Origin of the sequence: Allonocardiopsis opalescens, from assembly GCF_003002095.1 — a bacterium.
GTDB lineage: Bacteria > Actinomycetota > Actinomycetes > Streptosporangiales > Streptosporangiaceae > Allonocardiopsis > Allonocardiopsis opalescens.
In genome coordinates this window covers 13769-29543 of sequence record NZ_PVZC01000005.1, presented here as the reverse complement: position 1 = coordinate 29543, position 15775 = coordinate 13769, and the positions used below count along the sequence as shown (strand labels likewise).

Sequence of the window (15775 nt, the reverse complement as noted above, 5' to 3'; positions counted from 1 at the left end):
CGTGATGCCGTCCGCCGCGGACTCGCATTCAAGCACGGCGGGCCCGCCCGCGGCGTCCGGCGGCGGAGACCTCCCTTCGTGACGCCGCCGCAGACGAAAGTGCCTAGCGGCGGCCACCCGCGCCCTGGTGCGCTCGAGCCGGAGCCGGCGACCGGCCAAGTGACGACGAGGACCAGGGAAGGGAGCCGTAGATGGCGAGCATCGGACTGGGCGCCGACGTGCCGGGCGAGCAGGTGCTGGCGAGGGTCCGCGAGACCTTCGAGAGCCGCGACTACCTGTGGAAGGAGACGGACCCGCTGCGCGCGGTCGCCAGTGAGGGCGGCCGGCCGATCAACAATGTCGCGGTCTCCCAGCGGCTGCGGGTGGCGGTCCGCGTCGATCCCGCGAAGCACCGCCTGCTGCTGACGCAGGAGACCCTGGGAGCCGCTTACACCGCCAACGGCGGACCGATCTTCTACATCTGGCTGTCCATGCGCTTCCGGAGGATGGTCAAGGCGGTCAAGGAGGACCTGGCCGCCGCCGGCCTGGACTGAACGCGAAGGAACGACCCGCCGAGGAGGCGACACTTGTGAGGCTGCACATCGACCGCGAGGCGGCCGGGCCGGTCATCGGACTCGTCACCGCCGCGCTCCTGGGCGCGGTGATCGGCATCATCGCGATCCGCCCGGCCGCGCCGGCCATCGCGGCGATGACCCTCGCGCAGCTCGCCGTCACCGCGCTCGGCGCGCGGGCGCCGCGCGCCCCCGTGCTGTGGGCGGGCGCCATCGCGGTGGTGATGCTGGGCTCCACCCTGCTGGACGCGCGGATCGCCGAACTCGTCCACAGCGGCGCCGTCCCCTGGCTCGCCCTGGCGGTGGCGATGGGCGCGCTGAACCTGTACCGGCACGCCACCGACTGGCTGGCGATCACCGCGGGCAGCGCGGCCCTGGCGCTCGGCTCGGCCGGCGTCGTGGCGGTGGGCGTCCGCGCGGGAGTGCCCGTGGCGACCACCATCCTGGCCGCGAGCGTGCCCTTCCTGGCCGGTGTCATCTTCGCCCTCATGTTCCAGCTGCGCGACGCCCGCGACGACCGCGTCCGCCGCCCCGAGCTGTCAGTGGAGGTCGCCGACGCGCCGGACGCCGCCGGGACGCTCGACGCCGCCAGGAGGGCGCTGGCCCTCGTCGCCCTGCGCACCGACGAACTCGTCGCCTCGACCGGCGACACCTCCGCGCGCCGGGCAGCGGCCGACCTGCGCGACATCGCCCGCCGCGCCCTCACCGGCGAGAGCGCCGGCCGGCACTCCGTGGCACGGATCGAACTGCACACCCCGGCCGCCCAACCGGCCGCCGCACCGCCCGCACCCCCCATGCCGGAGCTGCCCGACCGCGAGCGCGAGATCCTGCGCCTCGTGGCCACCGGCGCCTCCAACGCGGCCATCGGCCGCAGCCTCTACCTGAGCGAGGCGACCGTCAAGCAGTACGTGTCCCGCCTCATGCGCAGATTCGACCGCGAGAACCGCACCCAGCTGGCCCTGATGGCGGCACGGTGGTTCGACGGGCCCTGAGGGCCGGTCGCCCGCCGGCCCGGTCCGACGGCGCCCGCCCCGGGCGCGCTTCGGTATGTTCGCCGCATGCCCTTCTACGTGTACGCGCAGGACAGGCCGGGGGCCGGGAGTGAACTGCTGGACCTGGCCGAGGCGCACTGGGCCTATATGGACCGGTTCGCCGATCGGCTGATCCTGCGCGGTCCCACCCTGTCCGACGACGGGGAGGAGCACACCGGGAGCGTCCACGTAATCGACCTGGACGAGCGCGCCGACGCGGAGCGCTTCGCCACCGAGGAGCCGTACTGGCGGGCGGGCCTGTACCGGCGGTTCACGGCCGTCCGGACGAGCGTCCTGCTCGACCGCGGCCCGGCCGAGGGGCCGCTGGCGCTGGTGACGGGCGAGTGGCCGCCCGGGCCCCGCGCCGCCGACATGGCGGCGGGTGACGGCACGGACGGCCGCGTGGGCTACCTGGGCGTGCTCGTCGACGACGAGGGGGCCCGCACGACGGGGATCGTCGCCGTCGTGCGGGCCGCCCCGGACGAGGCGCTGCGCGTCGTGCGGCCGCTCGCCGACGGGATGGCGGCCGGACCCGCCGCGCTCACCGCGCGGCGCTGGCACCGGGGCGGACGCCGCTAGCCGGCGCCGCGGTCAGTGCGCCGGCAGCTGCTCAGGGGTGGTGGGCGGCCGCCTGACCAGCAAGGACGTCAGAGCGGCCACGACGGCGAGCGCGGCGCCGCACAGGAAGGCCGAGTGGATGCCGGCCGCCTGCGCCGCCACCTCGTCCAGGCCCGCCGCGGTGTGCTCGACGGTGCCGGTGGTCATGATCGTGATGAACAGCGCCGTGCCGGCCGCCCCGGCGAGCTGCTGGAGGGTGCTCATGATCGCGCTGCCGTGGGAGTACAGGGAGGTGCCGAGCGACCCGAGCGCCGAGGTCATCAGCGGGGTCATGACGAAGCTGAGGCCGACGGTCAGCGACACGTGCAGCGCCAGCACCAGCGGCACGGGGGAGGACTCGTCCAGCAGCGTCATCAGCGCGAGCGCGCCGGTGACCACGAAGGTGCCCGGGATGACGAGCGGGCGCGGGCCGACGCGGTCGAAGGCCCGGCCCACCAGCGGTGCCATCAGCCCCATGGTGGCGCCGCCGGGGAGCAGCAGCAGGCCGGTCTCCAGGGTGGTCAGCCCGAGCACGTCCTGGAGGTAGATCGGCAGCAGGATCAAGGTGCCGAAGAGCGCGCCCATGGAGATCAGCAGCACGATGATGCCGAGGACGAAGGGCCGGGACCGGAACGGGCGCAGGTCGAGCAGGGCGGCGTCGCGCCGCTGGAGGCGCAGCTGCCGCAGCACGAAGACCACCAGCGCGGCGGCGCCGACGACGATCGGCACGGCCGGCGGGACCGGGGTGTGGCCCTGGGTGGCCTCGCCGATACTGCTGAGCCCGTAGATCAGGCCGCCGAAGGCGGTGGCCGACAGCAGGATGGACGGCACGTCGAAGCGGACCGGCCGGGGCGTGGTGACGTTCTTGACCAGCACGGACCCGGTGACGAGGCTCAGGGCCGCGATCGGCAGCACGATCAGGAAGAGCCACCGCCAGCTGAGGGCGGACAGGATCAGCCCGGAGAAGGTGGGGCCGATGGCCGGCGCGACCGCGATGACGATCGTGATCAGGCCCATGGTCCGACCGCGCCGCGAGGCGGGCACGAAGGTCAGCACGGTGGTCGTCAGCAGCGGCAGCATCACGGCGGTGCCGCTGGCCTGGACGACCCGGGCGACGACGAGGAGGCCGAAGCCGGGCGCGGCGGCGGCCAGCAGGGTTCCGGCGGTGAACAGCGACATCGCGGCGATGAACACCGTGCGGGTGGTGAAGCGCTGGAGGATCAGGCCGGTCATCGGGATGACGACCGCCATCGTGAGCAGGAACGCGGTGGTCAGCCACTGCGCGGAGGCGGCCGAGATGCCCAGCTCGGTCATCAGGCTCGGCAGGGCGACGCCCATGATCGTCTCGTTGAGGATGACGACGAAGGACGCCACCAGCAGCAGGGCGAGGACGACCTTGATCTGCCGCGGCATCGGCCCGTCGGGAGCCGGTACCGGCTCCGGTTCGGGCGTGGATCGGGGCGCGCTGCCCACGTCGGCGGTCATGCGGTGCCTTTCTCAGCGGAACATGCGGTGTGCGACGGAGCGGGCGGGGTGTGTGCGGTCCCCGAGGCCAGGCCGGATGCGGTGCTGCGCACCGTGGCGGCGACAGTGCTCGACACGAGTGACACAGTACGCGATCAATGTCAGCGCCTGCCATTCAAGTCAGTTGCTAGCATGTGTGACATGTCCGGCACCAGCGAGCTGCGTGAGCTGTCCCGCCGTGCCGTGCGGTCCAAGATCGCCGAGGTGGCGGAGCGGCTGTTCGCCGCCAAGGGCTTCGAGGCCACCACCGTGGACGACATTGCCAAGGCCGTCGGCATGTCGCAGCGGACCTTCTTCCGCTACTTCGCCTCCAAGGAGGACGCCGCGCTCGACGGCTTCGAGCGGCGCAGCGACGACTTCGTCGCCCGCCTGGCCGGCCGGCCGCTGATGGAGTCGGAGTGGGACTCCCTGCGGCGCGTGTTCGACGTCGTGGTCGAGCAGAGCGCCGACGCCGGCCACCGCAACCGGATCGCCGCGATCCACCAGACCGCCGGAGCCAGCCCCACCCTGCTGGCGGCCTACCTGCACAAGGTCGACCACATGCAGCAGCGGCTGGTCGACGCCCTGCTGGCCCGCGCCGCCGAGCGCGGCGAGACCCCCGACGAACCCGTCCTGCGCGCCGTCGTCGGCTCCGCCTTCGCCTGCCTCCAGGCGGCCCTGTCCTGTGCCGCCGGCTCGTCGCACCCGGCCGACCTGGCCGAACAGCTCGACGCGGTGATGGCGGCGGTGCGGCCGGTCCGCTACGTCTGACCCCGCGCGGGGGTCCGCGCCAGGGCCTTGCCGAGCAGCGTGCGGATGTGGTCGGGGTCGGCCGGACCGCCGTCCAGGAGGATCGCCGCGCACAGGCCGTCGCACAGGGCGACGAAGGACTCGACCGCGTCGGGGTCGTCGCTCAGGGTGCGGCCGAGTTCCGCGACGTTGTCGCGCCAGCGCCGGGCCACCGGGCGCAGCGCCGGGCGGCGGGCGGCCAGGGTCGACAGCTCGCGTTCGGCCAGCGCGCGTTCGCGCCCCGGCCCGGCCGACTCGGCGAGCAGCACGGCGAGCCCGCGCAGCTTGTCGTCGCCGGCGTCGATGATCTGGCGGATCCGGTGCGTGTACGCGTCCGCCACGCTGGTGAGGGCCGCGACGAGCAGGTCGTCCAGGGTGGCGAAGTAGTAGAGCGTGAGGCTTGCGGGGATGCCCGCCTCCTTGGCGACGGTGCGGTGCGTGACGCCCGCGGCTCCGTCGCGGCGTACGACCGTCAGCGTCGCCTCGATGATCTGGGCGCGGCGGCGCAGGCCGCGCTGCCTGCGCCCGTCGGCGGTGTGCTCCTCGGCGCGCTCCTCAATGGCCATCGCCCCTCCCGTGCGTAGAGGCTACCGACTCCGGTTCGGGCGCGGCGCCGCTGATGGGGCGGACGTGCCGCAGGGTCGTGAAGCAGACGACGGACGCCGCCGCGATGGCGGTCCCCGCGACGACGGAGGCGGTGTTGAGCCCGCCGGTGAACGCGGCCTGCGCGTGGCCGAGGGCGTCGGCCGGCAGCAGGTCCGCGACCGACAGCGCGCCGGAGAGGCTGTCGGTGAACGCCGCGGCCGCGGCCGCGGACAGTCCGGCCGGCGCCTCGACCGCCGCCCGGTAGACCGCCGTGGTGAGGCTGCCGAGCAGCGCCACCCCGGCCGCGACACCGAGTTCCTGCACCGTCTCCGACAGCGCCGCGGCCGATCCCGACTTCTCCGGCGGCGCCGCGCCCACGACGATGTCGGTGCCCAGCGCGGCGATGGCGCCGAGGCCGAGGTACACGAAGGCGAAGCCCACGACCACGCTCGGCGTGCTCCCGGTGCCGGCGAGGGCGAGCAGGGCGTAGCCGAGCAGCGACACCGCCAGGGTCCCCGCCATGACGGTGCCGGGCGGCACGACGCGGGCCAGCAGGGGCGCGCCGATGGCCGCGACCAGCATGGCCAGCGCGGGCGGTCCCATCAGCAGGCCGGCCGCCGTCGGTGACAGGCCCTCCACCAGCTGGAGGTACTGGGTCACCATGAACATCACCCCGCCGACGCCCACCAGCCCGACCAGCAGGACCGACAGCGCCGCCGAGAAGGCGCGGTCGGCGAAGAGCCGCATGTCCAGCAGCGGCGCTTCGAGCCGCAGCTGGCGCCGGACGAACACGACCGCCGCACCGGCCGCGAGCACGACGGCGAGCAGCGTCTGGGCGTCGAGGCCGTGCCCGGCGGCGTGCTTGACCGCGTAGACGGCCGGCAGTATCGCCGCCAGCGACAGCCCCACGCTCGGCAGGTCGAACCGGCCGGCGTCGCGCGTCCGGAACTCCGGCAGCAGCCAGGGCGCACCGGCCGCCACCAGCACCGCGACCGGTACGGCGATCAGGAAGGCCGCTCCCCACCACAAGTGCGCGATCAGCGCCCCGCCGACGACCGGACCGGCGGCCATCCCCAGCGCGAACATCGTGGCCCACACCCCGATCGCCACCGCCCGGTCCCGCGCGTCGGCGAACATATTGCTGATCAGCGAGAGCGTCGACGGCATCAGCGTCGCCCCGGCCACCCCCAGCAGCGCCCGCGCCGCGATCAGCCAGCCCGCACTGGGCGCGAAGGCCGCGAGCACCGAGACCGCCCCGAAGGCCACCACCCCGATCACCAGCAGCCGCCGCCGCCCGATCCGGTCGCCCAGCGTCCCCATCGTGATCAGGAACCCGGCGATGAAGAACCCGTAGGCGTCCATGATCCACAAGCTCTCGGCCGCCGTCGGCTCCAGATCGGCCGCCAGCCGCGGCAGCACCAGGTAGAGCACCGTCACATCGAGCCCCAGCAGCATGGTCGGCAGCGCCAGCAGCCCGACCCCGCTCCACTCCCGCCACCCGGCCCGCCCCGCCCGACGCCCAGCCATCACGCCTCCAGCCATATAGTTGAACGGATGTACTAGTTGTACCATAGTTCAAATTCTTGACGGTGCGACGGTCGGGCGGGCGCCGGATCACCCGCTTCCGGTTCTTCGAGGCGGAGTTCTCGCCGCCGTTCGCGCTCGACCACACGCAGGCGTACGTCATGGCCGGCGACGAGATGGTCATCACCGCGTTCCGGGGCACGGAGATCGCCCGGATCCTGGACTGGCTCTCCGACAGCAAGGCGCCCATGGCGCCGCAAAGGAACCCCGGGCTGCTGGGCGGGCCGGCCGACAAGGGCAAGGGGTACGCCGCCGACATCACCGCGCTCGAGCCCGACGCCGACGGGGCCACCGACCACTTCATCGACGCCTACATCACCTGCCTGGAGGCGGCCAACCGCTGAGTCGCCCGGACGCCGGGGCCACCGTGCGCAGTTGACGAGGTCTCCGGCGACCTCGAAGAGTACGGGCCCCGGCGGCGGTACGGATTGCCGGGCGCCGGAGCGCGTCCTTAGCGTGGCGGGAGGCCGGCCCGGCGGGCGCCAGGGCGGTGCCGGGCCGGCCGCCGGCGGCGCGGCCGACCGGGCCGGCCGGGGGAGAAGGCACGTGAGCACCCTGCCCGGTGAGAACGCGCCCGCCCGCGAGGTCGGCGCGCCGCCCCGCCCGCGCCGCGGCGCCCCGGGAAGCCGGACGGCCTCCGCACGGCCCGTCCACGGCGGCGCCCGGCGCGCGCCGAGCGCGATTCGCCCGTCGAGGCGGCGCTGATGCCCACCGATCTGGACCTGGCCACCCGGTTCTTCCTCCAGCTGGCGGTGATCCTGGCGGCGGCGCACGGGCTGGCGCTGGTGCTGCGCCGGATCGGGCAGCCCGAGGTGGTCGCGCACATGCTGGCCGGGCTGCTGCTCGGCGCCTCCGGGCTGGGCTGGATCGCCCCCGAGCTGTCCGCGCTGCTCTTCCCCGCCACCGCGGTGCTGCCCGGCGGGACGGCCGTGGCGCACCCCTCGCAGTCCGTGCTCTACGTGGTCGGGCAGCTCGGCGTGGTGTGCTGCATGTTCTGCGTGGGCCTGGGCTTCGACACCGGAGTCCTGCGCCGGCACGCCCGCGAGTCGTCCTGGGTGGCGGCCGTGGGCCTGGGCGCGCCGGTCCTCGGCGGCGGACTGCTGGGGCTGCTGCTGGCCGGCGACGACCGCCTGTTCCCGCCGGACGTGGCCGACCGCGTCGCGGTGCTGTTCGTGGCGGCCGCCGTCGCGGTGGCCGCGCTGCCGGTGCTGGCCCGCATCGTCGCCGAGCGGGGGCTGACCGGCACCCGGGCCGGCACCATCGCGCTGGGCGGGGCGGTGGCCGACGACGTGGCGGCGTGGACGCTGCTGGCCGTCGCCATCGCCACGCACCGGGCCGAACCGCTGGTCGCCGTGGTGACCGCGGCGGGCACGCTGCTGTACGTGGCGGCCGTCCTGGTGCTCGGACGGCCGCTGCTGCGCCGGCTCGCCGCCGCGGACGGCCGCGTCGGCGCCGGGGCGGCCGTGGTGGTGCTCGGGCTGCTCATGCTGGGCGCCTGGTTCACCGAACTCGTCCAGATCTACGCGGTGTTCGGCGCCTTCGTGCTGGGGCTCGCGACGCCGCTCGGCCCGCTCGCCGACCGGCTGCGCGCGCTGCTGGAGCCGGTGACGCTCGCGCTGCTGCTGCCCGTCTTCTTCGTGCACGCCGGGGCGGCCGTGCGCCTGGCCGCGCTGGACTCGGCCGGGCTGGTGCTGATCGCCGCCCTGGTGGTGGCCGCCGCCTTCGCCACCAAGGCCGGCGCCTGCGCGCTGGCCTCGCGGGCGGCGGGCGCGTCCTGGCGGGACGCCGCGGGACTGGGCGTCCTGATGAACGCACGCGGCCTCACCGGCCTGGTCCTGATCGGGATCGGCCTCCGCGAAGGGCTGATCACCGGCGCCGGTTACACCCTGCTGGCGATCGCGATCCTGGCGACGACGGTCGCGGTCGCCCCGGGTCTCGCCCTGGTGGACCGGCTGCTGCCCGCGGACGCCGCGCGGCGGCCGCGGGCGGCGGCGCGGCAGGGCTCGCCCGGGTGACACGGCCGCCCCCGGCCGCCGCGACGGTGAACGGGAGCGGCCGCCCCGGCCCGGGGACGGCTCAGGCCGCGGCCCAGCCGGCGGGCACCGTCCCCGGGTAGCGCTCGCCGGGGTCGGCCGACAGCGCGGCCTTGGCCTCGACGCTCTCGCGGTCGGCCAGGATCTCCAGCCGGTCGGCCTCGACGCCGTCCAGGGCGATGCGCACCATGTCGGCCGGGTCGCTCTTGGGCAGGTCGAAGCCGGCGAGCATGTCGGTGTCGGCGCTGCCCAGGTGCAGGCCGGAGACCATCGTGCGCTGGCCGGCCAGCTCCATGCGGACGCCGTTGGTCAGGCTCCACTCGGCCGCCTTGGCCGCGGCGTAGGCGTTGGCGCCCGGGTAGGAGCCGAAGGACAGGGCCGACAGCACGTTCAGCACGGCCCCGCCGCCGTTGGCGGCCAGCGCCGGGGCGAAGGCGCGGATCATGTTCAGGGTGCCGAAGTAGTGCGTCTCCATCTCCAGCCGGATGCGGTCCATATCGCCGGTGACCAGGTGCTGGAAGGTGGAGATGCCGGCGTTGTTGACCAGCAGCGTGACGTCCGGCGCGGCCTGCGCGGCGGCGGCGACCGCGGCGGTGTCGGTGATGTCGAGCCTGATGGCCTCCACCCCGGCGAGGTCCACCAGCTCAGGCCGCCGGGCGGCCGCGTACACCTTGGCGGCGCCCCGCTCCAGCAGCTGCCGGGCGAAGTGGCGGCCGAGGCCGCGGTTGGCGCCGGTGACCAGCGCGACGGAACCGGAAATCTTCATGTCTGCCTCCGGGCAGCGGTGCGGACGAGCGGTACGGGCGCTACGCTAGAACCTGACGCTGACGTCAGGTGCAAGTGCTGTTCCGCAGATCACCCGACCGCCCCAGGAGGCGCCGTGCGCATCGGTGAACTCGCCGCCAGGACGGGCGTGAGCGTGCGCGCCCTGCGCTACTACGAGGAGAAGGAGCTGCTGGCCGCCGACCGCTCCACCGGCGGGCAGCGCACCTATCCCGGCCACGCGGTCGACCGGGTCCTGCTGATCCAGCGGCTCTACGCCGCCGGGCTGTCGAGCCGGTCGATCCTCGACCTGCTCCCGTGCGTCTACTCCGGCACGGCCACTCCGGACACGCTGGCCCGGCTGGTCGCCGAACGCGACCGCATCGACCAGCGGGCCCGCGAGCTGGCGCAGACCCGGGAGCGGCTGGACTCGGTCATCGGCTCGGTCAGGGCGCAGCTCGACGGCGCCGGCCGGCCGGCGGAGTGCGAACCGGTCGGCGCCTGACGGGCGGGCCCGCCGGTCACTCGGCGAGCGGACCGAGGTACCCGTGCCGCGAACCGGGCAGCGCGGCCGCGTTCAGCACGCTGATGAGCTTCTTCTCCTCGTAGCGGAAGTGGGTCTCCATGACCGCTTCGACGCCGTCGAGGTGCCGCAGGCGCTCCTGGGTGCCCGCCCCGCTCTCGACGGCCGTCTCCAGCCCCGCGAGCAGGTGGTCGATCATGCTGTGGTCGCGGGAGAGCTGGGCGATCACCGGTGCCAGATCGGGGCGCGCGGCCAGCAGTTCGGGGAACAGGGCGGCGTCCTCGCCCCGGTGGTGCCCGGACAGCGCCGCGCAGAAGCCGCGGCAGTACAGCAGGAGCTCGCGAGTGGCCCGGTCGCCGGGATCGGCGCCGTCGGCGCTCTCGATCGCCTCCCTGGCGAGGGCCAGGGCGTCGCGCAGCCGGTTGTGGATTCGGGTCAGCTCATCGCCCCAGGCGATGAGGCGGTCATGCTCGGAAATGGCGAAAGGACTTTCCGCTCCGGCGCCTCCATGCCTGACGCGGTCCGCCATCGGCACGCGACGCTGCCGACGAACATAGCGGACGCGGCCGCGCCGGGCGAGCGGCACCCGGCGGCGCCGGGTTCCCGCACCTCCGGCACCGCCGGCCGGCGGCGCCCTCAGCCGAGCAGCATCCCGCCGTCGACGACCACCGACCGGCCGGTCAGGTAGGCGGCGTCCGGTGAGGCGAGATAGGACACCAGACCGGCGACGTCATCGGGATGCTCCAGGCGGCCCAGCGGGATGTCGGAGACGGCGCCGGCGATGACGTCCCCGGGGGTGCCGCCCTCCAGCGCGACGATCTCCCTGTCCAGCGCGTCCCACATGTCGGTGTGCACGAGGCCGGGCGAGTAGGCGTTGACGGTGATCCCGTGCCCGGCCCATTCGAGCGCGGCGGTCTCGGTGAGCGAGCGCATGGCGGACTTGGACGCCGAGTAGTGGCCGACCAGGGCGGAACTCCTGATTCATGGGGCGTGCCTTCCCGCGGCGGCGGCCGCGACGGGTGGGCGCGGGCGGGCCCGCGCGGGGAGCTGCCCGGCGACGATCGCGGCCAGCGCGAGCGCGAAGCCGAGCAGCTGGACCGGGCCGAGCAGCTGGCCGAGCACGACGGCGCCGAGCAGCGCGGCGACCATCGGCGACAGCAGGGTGAGGACCGCCACCGAGGCGACCGGCAGTGCGACGACACCGCGGAACCACAGGACGTAGGCGATCAGGCCGCCGGGCAGGCCCAGCCAGAGGTAGCCGGCGGCGGCGGCCGCGTCGATCGGGGGCGGCGAACCTTCGGCGAGGAGCGTGACGGGCAGCAGAAACAGGCCGCCCGCGGTGAGCTGCCAGCCGGCGAAGGTCAGCGGACCGACTCCGCCGGGGCGCCCCCAGCGCTTGGTGAGCGTCAGCCCGAGCCCCATGCCGGCGGTACCGGCGAGGCCCGCCGCGATTCCGGCGGGGTCGAAGGCCGCCGCCGGACCGATCACGACCAGGCCGACGCCCACCACCCCGACCACCCCCCAGGCCAGCCGCCGGGCGGCCGGGCTCTCGCGCAGGACCAGCACGGCCAGGACGGCGACGATGATCGGCTGGGCCGCCCCGAGGGTGGCGGCGACGCCGCCGGGCAGGCGCTCGGCCGCGACGAACAGCAGCGGGAAGAACAGCCCGATGTTGAGCACACCGAGCGCCGCCGCCTTCCACCACCACGCTCCGCGCGGCAGCGTGCGGGTGAGCGCGAGCGCGATCAGGCCGGCCGGCAGGGCGCGCATGAGCCCGGCGAACAGGGGATGCCCCTGCGGGAGGAGTTCGGTGGTGACCACGTAGGTCGTGCCCCACACCGCCGGCGCGAACGCGGTCGCCGCCGTGCGGGCCAGGGTGTCGGGGGTCAGCGCGCCGCCCGGAGCGCTCGGTACCGCGAGGTCTCTCACCGCTCCAGTCTCGGCCGACCCACATCGATCGGTCCAACGCATGCTTGTCACAGCATCGATCGCGATACACGATGAATGCCGTGGAACTCCAGCAGCTGCGCTACGTCATCGCCGTCGCCGAGACCGGCGGCTTCACCCGTGCCGCCGAGCGCTGCCACGTGGTCCAGTCCGCCCTCAGCCACCAGATCGCCCGGCTGGAGAAGGAACTCGGCGCCAGGCTCTTCGACCGCACCAGCCGCCGGGTGCGGCTCACCGACGCCGGCGCGGCCTTCCTCCCCGCCGCCCGCCAGTGCCTGGACGCCGCCGAGCGGGCCGCGGCCGAGGTCGCCGCGGCCGTCGGCGAGGTGCGGGGCCGGCTCACCGTGGGGGTGATCACCACCGTCGCGGCGGTGGACATCCCGGCCGCGCTGGACGACTTCCGCCGCAGGCACCCGAAGGTGCGTGTCAGCCTGCGGGTGGCCGCCAGCGAGGTACTGGTCGAGCAGGTCAGGCAGGGCGCCGTCGACATCGCCTTCCTCGGCCTGCCGAACGCGGTCCGCCCCCAGGGCGTCTACGCCCGTGAGCTGGCCAGGGACCGGCACGTCGCCGTGGTCGCGCCCGGCCATCCGCTCGCCGCGGCCGGGGACGTCGACCTCGCCCGGCTCGCCGAGGAGGTCTTCGTGGACTTCCCGGCGGGCACGGCCGGGCGCGCCCAGTCCGACCGGGCCTTCGCCGCCGCGGGACTCAGCCGCGACGTCGCCTTCGAGGTGACCGCCGTGGACCTGATGGCCGGCCTCGTCCGGCGCGGCCTCGGCGTCGCCATGCTCCCGTCGGCCTACGCCCCGCGGCTCACCGGGGTCGCCACCGTCCCGGTGGCCGACGCGCCCGGCCGGGTCGAGCACCTGGTCTGGAGCCGCTTCAGCCGCACCCCCGCGGCCACCGCCTTCCTCGCCGTCCTGGGCGTCGCGCCCGACGGCGCCGGAGGCGGCGTCAGTCCCGGCTCCCGCCCAGGCTGATCTCGTTGCCGTCGGCATCGCGGTAGCTGACCTTGGTGACGCCGCCCTCGTAGGTCTCGCGCGCCGCGGGCTCGACGCCCCGGTCGGCGAGTTCGGCGACCCGCTCGTCGAGGGCGTCGGTGAACAGCAGCACCAGGGCGTTCCCCGCCCGCCCCGGGTCCTGCACGATGTAGACGTAGCGGTGCTCGGCCGTCTCCCAGACCGCCTCGATCTCGTTGGGCAGGAACGACGGCGGCCGGCCGAAGAAGCGCTCGTACCACGGCAGCGCCGCGGCGTAGTCGGTGACGGGGATGCCGGCGAAGAGATCCTGGGCCATGCGGTCCTCCGGGTGCGGTGGGCGCGTCGTCCGTTCTGACCCCGGCAGCGTCGCACACCCGTCTGTCACCGGCCCGGCACGCTGTGCCCGGCCGTGCCGCGGCCCGGCCCGGCGCCCGCCCGTCGGCCGTCGAGCCCGCAACGATCAACTGCGCGCCACACGCCCGTCACCTGCGGCGAGTACACCTTTCGTCCATGACAGACGAGCCCTCCGGGCCGGCGCGCGCCGAGCGGCGCCGGTTCCTGGCCGGCGTGGCCGGTGTCGCCGCCGCTGCCGCCCTGGCCCAGCTCCCGGCCGACCCCGCCGCCGCCTCCCCGCGTCCGTCCGGCGGCGGGTACCCGTTCACGCTCGGCGTGGCCAGCGGCGATCCGACGGCCGGCGGCGTGGTGCTGTGGACCCGCCTGGTGCCCGCCCCGTACGAGCCGGGCGGCGGGATGCCCGACCGCGCCGTCCCGGTGGAGTGGCAGGTCGCCGCCGACGACCGCTTCCGGCGGATCGTCCGGCGCGGCACCTCCTGGGCGCTGCCCGAGCTGGCGCACTCCGTCCACGTCGAGGTGGCGGGCCTGGCCCCGGACCGGGAGTGGTTCTACCGCTTCCGCTACCGCGGCGAGCAGTCGCCGGCCGGCCGCACCCGCACCGCCCCCTGGCACGGCTCCGGCGGCCGCTTCTCCTTCGCGGTCGCCTCCTGCCAGGCGTGGGACAACGGCTACTACCCGTCCTACGCGCACATGGCCGGCGAGGACCTCGACCTGGTGCTGCACCTGGGCGACTACGTGTACGAGGGCGGCATCCCCGCCGACGGCGGCCTGCGCAGGGCGTCCACCCCCGACGTGCTGCGCGCCGCGCCGCGCGACCTGGCCCGCTGGCGCATGCAGTACGCCCTGTACAAGAGCGACCCCGACCTCCAAGCCGCCCACGCCCGCTTCCCCTGGTCGGTCACCTGGGACGACCACGAGGTCCAGAACGACTACGCCAACACCCGCTCCCAGTACGAAGGCGACATCGGCGCCCTGCGCGCCGCCGCCTACCAGGCGTGGTACGAGCACCAGCCGGTGCGGGCCCCGGCCCGCCCCGGCCCGGACGGGCCGCGGATCTACCGCCGGCTGCGCTGGGGCTCGCTGGCCCAGCTCGACATCCTGGACGGGCGCCAGTACCGCTCGGTGCCCCCGGCCGGCTGGGGCGAGGCCGACGCCTCGCCCGCGTCCTACGAGCCATCGGTCACCATGCTGGGCTTCCGGCAGGAGCGCTGGCTCTACGACGGCCTGGCCGCCTCGCGCGCCCGCTGGAACCTGCTGGGCAACAACGTCATGCTGGCCCGCCTGGACCACGACGGCGCCGCGGGCGAGCGCCTGTGGCACGACGCCTGGGACGGCTTCCCCGCCGCGCGCAACCGGCTGACCCGGGCCTGGGTCCGCCATGGCGTGAGCAACCCGGTGGCGCTGACCGGCGACTGGCACTCCACCTTCGCCAACGACATCAAGCGCGACTTCGACGACCCGGACTCCCCGGTCGTCGCCTCGGAGATCGTCGCCACCTCCATCTCCAGCAACGGCGACGGCGCGGTGTACGGCCCGTACTACGGGCCGATGATCCCCTTCAACCCGCACATCCGCTACTTCGACGGCGACCGCCGCGGCTACCTGCGCTGCGAGCTCACCCGCGCCCGGCTCCGCGCCGACCTGCGCGTGGTGAGCACGGTGAGCCGCAGGGACGCCCCGGAGTCGACACTGGCCTCCTTCGAGGTGGCCGACGGCCGCCCGGGGGTGCGCGTACTGGGCGCCTAGCGGGTACGCCAGGCGGGGACGGGCCCGACGGGGCGCTCAGGCGCGCCCCGAGGGCGTCCCGACCCCGAAAGGCGAGACCGATGACCGCAGGCACCCCCGGCCCCGGCGGCGAGAAGCCGGTGCGCCCGCTGACCGCCGTGCAGCTCTTCGACGCGCTGGCCCCCCGCTACGAGGAGGTCTTCGGTGTTCCGGAGGAGCAGCTGGCCGCGATCGCGTGGCTGCTCGGCCGGCTGCCGCCGCGCGCCCGGGTGCTGGACCTCGGCTCGGGGACGGGGCGGCCCACCGCGCGGTTGCTCGCCGACGCCGGGCACCGGGTGACCGGCTACGACGTGTCGTCCGCCATGGTCGCGCAGGCCCGCGAACGGGTGCCCGAGGCGCGCTTCGAGCAGGTGGACATGCGCGCCCTGCCCGACAGGCCGGGGGAGTGGGACGCGGTGACCGCCTTCTTCTCGATGCTCCAGCTGCCGCGCGCCGAACTGGACGCCATGCCGGCGCGCATCGCGCGCCGGCTGGTCCCCGGCGGCCTGCTGGTCTTCGCCACCGTCCCGGCCGACGTGGAGGACGCCGTGATCGACTTCGCCGGCCACCCCACCCGGGTCACCAGCCACCCGGCCGAGGTCTTCCCCCGGCTGCTGCGCGCGGCGGGGCTGGAGGTGGTCGAGGAGCGGCGGGCGGTGCACCATCCGCCCTCGCCGGCCGTGCCTCCCGAGGACCACCTCTACCTCTACGCGCGCCGCCCGGCCTGAGCCGGCCGGCCGCGAGGGCCGCGGTTCGCGGCCCTCGCGGTGCCCGC

The 15775-nt window shown here is 75.0% G+C and carries 18 protein-coding genes; 10 read left to right on the top strand and 8 right to left on the bottom strand.

What is annotated here, in order from left to right:
- Positions 1-191: 191 nt before the first annotated feature.
- The 3 genes from CLV72_RS17080 to CLV72_RS17070 all read left to right on the top strand — a co-directional run bounded on the left by CLV72_RS17080 (position 192) and on the right by CLV72_RS17070 (position 2161).
- Complete coding sequence (locus tag CLV72_RS17080) at positions 192-533, top strand: hypothetical protein (protein ID WP_106247213.1); 342 nt, start codon at positions 192-194, stop codon at positions 531-533.
- A gap of 35 nt (positions 534-568) precedes the next feature.
- The gene (locus CLV72_RS33670; protein WP_106247210.1) at positions 569-1543 is read left to right on the top strand and encodes a helix-turn-helix transcriptional regulator; all 975 of its coding nucleotides are present in this window, start codon (positions 569-571) and stop codon (positions 1541-1543) included.
- A gap of 66 nt (positions 1544-1609) precedes the next feature.
- Positions 1610-2161: a YciI family protein gene (locus tag CLV72_RS17070; protein ID WP_106247208.1), complete on the top strand. Its 552-nt coding sequence runs from the start codon at positions 1610-1612 to the stop codon at positions 2159-2161.
- 12 nt (positions 2162-2173) lie between these two features.
- On the opposite strand, the gene CLV72_RS17065 is transcribed toward CLV72_RS17070, so the two are convergent.
- On the bottom strand, positions 2174-3664 hold the full coding sequence (locus CLV72_RS17065; RefSeq protein WP_425428077.1) for a DHA2 family efflux MFS transporter permease subunit: 1491 nt from the start codon (positions 3662-3664) through the stop codon (positions 2174-2176).
- Between the two features lie 180 nt (positions 3665-3844).
- On the opposite strand from CLV72_RS17065, the gene CLV72_RS17060 reads away from it, so the two are divergent.
- Positions 3845-4453 (top strand): TetR family transcriptional regulator, encoded by a 609-nt coding sequence (locus tag CLV72_RS17060; protein ID WP_170141008.1) that lies wholly within the window; start codon positions 3845-3847, stop codon positions 4451-4453.
- Here CLV72_RS17060 and CLV72_RS17055 read toward each other — a convergent pair.
- Together CLV72_RS17055 and CLV72_RS17050 are read right to left on the bottom strand one after the other, a co-directional pair.
- Positions 4444-5037 (bottom strand): TetR/AcrR family transcriptional regulator, encoded by a 594-nt coding sequence (locus tag CLV72_RS17055; protein ID WP_106247202.1) that lies wholly within the window; start codon positions 5035-5037, stop codon positions 4444-4446. The two genes, CLV72_RS17060 and CLV72_RS17055, sit on opposite strands and share 10 nt — an antisense overlap.
- A complete protein-coding gene (locus CLV72_RS17050; protein ID WP_106247199.1) occupies positions 5027-6583 on the bottom strand; it encodes an MFS transporter in 1557 nt (518 codons plus the stop codon). Before CLV72_RS17050 ends, CLV72_RS17055 begins: the two co-directional genes overlap by 11 nt.
- A 62-nt stretch (positions 6584-6645) precedes the next feature.
- Here CLV72_RS17050 and CLV72_RS17045 point away from each other — a divergent pair, with 62 nt between their 5' ends.
- Both CLV72_RS17045 and CLV72_RS17040 read left to right on the top strand, forming a co-directional pair.
- The gene (locus CLV72_RS17045) at positions 6646-6984 is read left to right on the top strand and encodes a hypothetical protein (protein WP_245930311.1); all 339 of its coding nucleotides are present in this window, start codon (positions 6646-6648) and stop codon (positions 6982-6984) included.
- Between the two features lie 360 nt (positions 6985-7344).
- Positions 7345-8655, top strand: a complete 1311-nt coding sequence (locus CLV72_RS17040) for a cation:proton antiporter (protein ID WP_106247196.1) — start codon at positions 7345-7347, stop codon at positions 8653-8655.
- 61 nt (positions 8656-8716) lie between these two features.
- On the opposite strand, the gene CLV72_RS17035 is transcribed toward CLV72_RS17040, so the two are convergent.
- Positions 8717-9439, bottom strand: coding sequence for an SDR family oxidoreductase (locus CLV72_RS17035; protein WP_106247193.1), 723 nt, complete (start codon positions 9437-9439; stop codon positions 8717-8719).
- 114 nt (positions 9440-9553) lie between these two features.
- On the opposite strand from CLV72_RS17035, the gene CLV72_RS17030 reads away from it, so the two are divergent.
- Positions 9554-9940 carry a MerR family transcriptional regulator gene (locus tag CLV72_RS17030; protein WP_106247190.1) on the top strand — a complete coding sequence of 129 codons (387 nt, stop codon included), beginning with the start codon at positions 9554-9556 and terminating at the stop codon, positions 9938-9940.
- A gap of 16 nt (positions 9941-9956) precedes the next feature.
- On the opposite strand, the gene CLV72_RS17025 is transcribed toward CLV72_RS17030, so the two are convergent.
- The 3 genes from CLV72_RS17025 to CLV72_RS17015 form a co-directional block, all read right to left on the bottom strand.
- On the bottom strand, positions 9957-10487 hold the full coding sequence (locus tag CLV72_RS17025; protein WP_106247188.1) for a hemerythrin domain-containing protein: 531 nt from the start codon (positions 10485-10487) through the stop codon (positions 9957-9959).
- Positions 10488-10594: 107 nt separating this feature from the next.
- Positions 10595-10924, bottom strand: coding sequence for an SDR family oxidoreductase (locus CLV72_RS17020; protein WP_281262428.1), 330 nt, complete (start codon positions 10922-10924; stop codon positions 10595-10597).
- 15 nt (positions 10925-10939) lie between these two features.
- Positions 10940-11887: an EamA family transporter gene (locus CLV72_RS17015; protein WP_245930270.1), complete on the bottom strand. Its 948-nt coding sequence runs from the start codon at positions 11885-11887 to the stop codon at positions 10940-10942.
- A gap of 80 nt (positions 11888-11967) precedes the next feature.
- Between CLV72_RS17015 and CLV72_RS17010 the strand changes: the two genes are divergently transcribed.
- Positions 11968-12882, top strand: coding sequence for a LysR family transcriptional regulator (locus CLV72_RS17010; RefSeq protein ID WP_106247182.1), 915 nt, complete (start codon positions 11968-11970; stop codon positions 12880-12882).
- Here the strand turns inward: CLV72_RS17010 and CLV72_RS17005 are convergent.
- A complete protein-coding gene (locus tag CLV72_RS17005) occupies positions 12857-13198 on the bottom strand; it encodes a VOC family protein (protein WP_106247179.1) in 342 nt (113 codons plus the stop codon). The genes CLV72_RS17010 and CLV72_RS17005 overlap by 26 nt on opposite strands.
- A 194-nt stretch (positions 13199-13392) precedes the next feature.
- Here CLV72_RS17005 and CLV72_RS17000 point away from each other — a divergent pair, with 194 nt between their 5' ends.
- Both CLV72_RS17000 and CLV72_RS16995 read left to right on the top strand, forming a co-directional pair.
- Positions 13393-14982 (top strand): alkaline phosphatase D family protein, encoded by a 1590-nt coding sequence (locus CLV72_RS17000; protein WP_106247176.1) that lies wholly within the window; start codon positions 13393-13395, stop codon positions 14980-14982.
- A gap of 80 nt (positions 14983-15062) precedes the next feature.
- Positions 15063-15728, top strand: coding sequence for a class I SAM-dependent DNA methyltransferase (locus tag CLV72_RS16995; RefSeq protein ID WP_106247174.1), 666 nt, complete (start codon positions 15063-15065; stop codon positions 15726-15728).
- Positions 15729-15775 lie beyond the last annotated feature (47 nt).

What these genes read in the sequence shown, in the direction of transcription:
- CLV72_RS17060 (WP_170141008.1), top strand. Translation starts at nt 3,845, where the DNA reads ATGTCCGGCACCAGCGAGCTGCGTGAGCTGTCCCGCCGTGCCGTGCGG.
- CLV72_RS17035 (WP_106247193.1), bottom strand. Translation starts at nt 9,439, where the DNA reads ATGAAGATTTCCGGTTCCGTCGCGCTGGTCACCGGCGCCAACCGCGGC.
- CLV72_RS17005 (WP_106247179.1), bottom strand. Translation starts at nt 13,198, where the DNA reads ATGGCCCAGGATCTCTTCGCCGGCATCCCCGTCACCGACTACGCCGCG.
- CLV72_RS17055 (WP_106247202.1), bottom strand. Translation starts at nt 5,037, where the DNA reads ATGGCCATTGAGGAGCGCGCCGAGGAGCACACCGCCGACGGGCGCAGG.
- CLV72_RS16995 (WP_106247174.1), top strand. Translation starts at nt 15,063, where the DNA reads ATGACCGCAGGCACCCCCGGCCCCGGCGGCGAGAAGCCGGTGCGCCCG.
- CLV72_RS17040 (WP_106247196.1), top strand. Translation starts at nt 7,345, where the DNA reads ATGCCCACCGATCTGGACCTGGCCACCCGGTTCTTCCTCCAGCTGGCG.
- CLV72_RS17025 (WP_106247188.1), bottom strand. Translation starts at nt 10,487, where the DNA reads ATGGCGGACCGCGTCAGGCATGGAGGCGCCGGAGCGGAAAGTCCTTTC.
- CLV72_RS17070 (WP_106247208.1), top strand. Translation starts at nt 1,610, where the DNA reads ATGCCCTTCTACGTGTACGCGCAGGACAGGCCGGGGGCCGGGAGTGAA.
- CLV72_RS17050 (WP_106247199.1), bottom strand. Translation starts at nt 6,583, where the DNA reads ATGGCTGGGCGTCGGGCGGGGCGGGCCGGGTGGCGGGAGTGGAGCGGG.
- CLV72_RS17000 (WP_106247176.1), top strand. Translation starts at nt 13,393, where the DNA reads ATGACAGACGAGCCCTCCGGGCCGGCGCGCGCCGAGCGGCGCCGGTTC.
- CLV72_RS17080 (WP_106247213.1), top strand. Translation starts at nt 192, where the DNA reads ATGGCGAGCATCGGACTGGGCGCCGACGTGCCGGGCGAGCAGGTGCTG.
- CLV72_RS17065 (WP_425428077.1), bottom strand. Translation starts at nt 3,664, where the DNA reads ATGACCGCCGACGTGGGCAGCGCGCCCCGATCCACGCCCGAACCGGAG.